Below are 2,486 nucleotides of genomic sequence, written 5' to 3' on the forward strand. Positions count from 1 at the left end.
AACCTGGACCACCGGAAGCTCTTCCACCCGGATGAAGGACGCTACGCCGAGATCCCGCGCGAGATGGTGGTCTCCGGCGACTGGGTGACGCCGCGCCTGAACGGCATCAAGTACTTCGAGAAGCCACCGCTGCAGTACTGGGCGACGGCACTGGCCTACGAGACCTTCGGCCAGGCGCAGTGGACTTCGCGCCTGTGGGCAGCGCTGACGGGCCTGCTCACGGTTCTGCTGGTGTACGCCGCGGGGGTGCGGCTTTTCGGGTCGGACCCGGGGCTGCATGCGGCCCTGGTCCTGGCCAGCAGCATCGGCTTCATCTTTTGCGGGCGTTTCAACACGCTCGACATGGGCCTCACGTTCTTCCTGACGCTCGCGCTGGTGGCCTTCCTGTTCGCGCAGGACGACCGCCGGCGAGCGCGCGGGCGTTCGTTCTGGATGCATGTGGCCTGGGCGGCCGCAGCCGGCGCCGTCTTGAGCAAGGGGTTGATCGGGGCGGTGCTGCCGGCCGGCGCGCTCGTCACCTACACCGCCCTCACCCGTGATTTCGCCGTCTGGCGCCGACTCCACCTCGTGACCGGGCTGCTGCTCTTCGTCGCCCTCACCGCACCCTGGTTCGTGTGGGTCTCGCTCGCCAATCCCGAGTTCCCGCAGTTCTTCTTCATCCACGAGCACTTCCAGCGCTTCCTCACGACCGTCCACTATCGGTTCGAACCGTGGTGGTTCTTTTTGCCGGTGCTCCTCCTCGGGCTGCTGCCGTGGACGACGCTCACGCCGGCGGCGCTCGTCCGCGCGTGGCGCAGCCCCACCGCAGCCGCCGGATTCCGGCCGCGCCGCTTCGTGCTCGCCTACGCGGCCTTCATCCTCGTCTTCTTCTCCGCCTCGAGCTCGAAGCTCGCCGCGTACGTGCTGCCGATGCTCCCGCCCATCGCGCTGCTGACCGGCGAGCGACTCGCCACGCTGCCTGCATCCCGGCTGCGCCGACATCTCGCGGTACCGGTCCTGTTCGGACTCCTCCTGATCGCCGCACCATTGGTCATCAGGGCGCGCGGCATCGAGCCGATCGCAGCCGCGCTGCCGCAGGCGCTGGCGACCGGGTTGAGCGCGGCCGGCGTGGTGCTCCTCGCCGGTGCCTTGTTCGCGATTCATCGGGCGGGACGCGGCCGTGTGCGGCCCGCGATCATCGCCGTTGCGTTCGCGACGCTGCTGGCCGGCCAGTTCATCGACCGCGGCGCCGACGGCCTGTCCCCGTCCCGTTCCGGGTATGATCTCGCGGTGAGGATTGCGCCGCTGCTCAGGCCGGACACGCCGTTCTACAGCTTCGGCATGTACGAGCAGTCGCTCCCCTTCTATCTCGGGCGGACGGTGACCCTGGTGGGCAGCGCCGAGGAGATGGCGTTCGGTCTCAGCCAGGAACCGCAGCTCTGGATCGCCAACCCGCTCGATTTCGAGCCGCGGTGGCGTGCCGAGCCGGGTGCGGTCGCGATCATGCGGACGATGTACTTCGATATGTTCGAAAGGATGGGATTGCCGATGCAGGTGGTGGCCCGGGACGCCGACCGCGTGGTCGTCGTCCAACCCGGGGCGTGAACGTATGTCTGCCGTGGCCTTCGTCCTCGTAATGACCGGCGTGCTTCTGAACGCCGCCGCGCAATTGCTGCTGAAAGCCGGGACCAACAGCGTCGGCGCCTTCGACTTCAGCCTGGCGAACGCCGTTCCGGTCGGCTGGCAGCTCGCGACCGAACCGCACATCGTCGGCGGGCTGGCCTGCTACGTGGTGAGCGTGGTCGTCTGGATCATGGCCTTGTCGCGGGTTGAGGTGAGCATCGCCTATCCGATGCTGTCGGTCGGCTACGTCGTCAACGCGCTCGCCGCCTGGTACCTGTTCGGCGAAGCGGTCACACCGACCCGGCTCGCGGGCATCGCCATCATCATCGTCGGCGTCTTTGTCGTCGCCCGCAGCTGATGCGAACGCCCGCCGATTCCTCACCGCCCGCGGCCAGCGCGGGGACGCCGTACCTGCCGTTCACGCGCCCGTCGATCGACGAGGCGACCATCGCCGGCGTGGTCGAAGTGCTGCGCTCCGGCTGGATCACCAGCGGCCCGCAGGTGAAGCGCTTCGAAGCCGAGCTGTCCGCGTACTTCGGCGGGCGGCCGGTGCGCACGGTCGCCTCTGGCACCGGCGCTCTGGAGCTTGCGCTCGCGCTCGCCGACATCGCACCGTGCGACGAGGTCGTCACCACGCCGCTGTCGTGGGTGGCCACCGCCAACGTGGTGGTGCGCGCCGGCGCTCGTCCCATATTCGTCGACATCGACCCGGTCACGCGCAATATCGATCTTGAGCGCGTCGAAGCCGCGTTCACCCCGCGCACCCGCGCCCTGCTGCCCGTCGATCTCGCCGGCCTGCCGGTGGATCGCGACCGCCTCTACGGCATCGCCCGCCGCTACCGGCGCCTGCGCGTGATCGAGGATGCCGCGCAGAGCATGGGCGC

3 protein-coding genes are annotated in these 2,486 nt (G+C 69.0%); all 3 read left to right on the forward strand.

Going from position 1 to position 2,486, the window contains the following annotated elements; all coding sequences use genetic code 11:
* Positions 1–1,584: glycosyltransferase family 39 protein (locus tag JNK68_06075; protein MBL8539922.1), on the forward strand; the 1,584-nt coding region annotated here is incomplete at its 5' end.
* Positions 1,585–1,588: 4 nt separating this feature from the next.
* On the forward strand, positions 1,589–1,960 hold the full coding sequence (locus JNK68_06080) for an EamA family transporter (protein MBL8539923.1): 372 nt from the start codon (positions 1,589–1,591) through the stop codon (positions 1,958–1,960).
* On the forward strand, positions 1,960–2,486 hold a 527-nt coding region (locus JNK68_06085), incomplete at its 3' end, for a DegT/DnrJ/EryC1/StrS aminotransferase family protein (protein MBL8539924.1). The genes JNK68_06080 and JNK68_06085, both read left to right, overlap by 1 nt.

It is taken from the genome of Betaproteobacteria bacterium, from assembly GCA_016791345.1.
Taxonomy (GTDB): domain Bacteria; phylum Pseudomonadota; class Gammaproteobacteria; order Burkholderiales; family JAEUMW01; genus JAEUMW01.

Excerpts from the sequence above, each read along its gene's own strand:
- JNK68_06080 (MBL8539923.1), top strand. The coding sequence starts at position 1,589 with ATGTCTGCCGTGGCCTTCGTCCTCGTAATGACCGGCGTGCTTCTGAAC.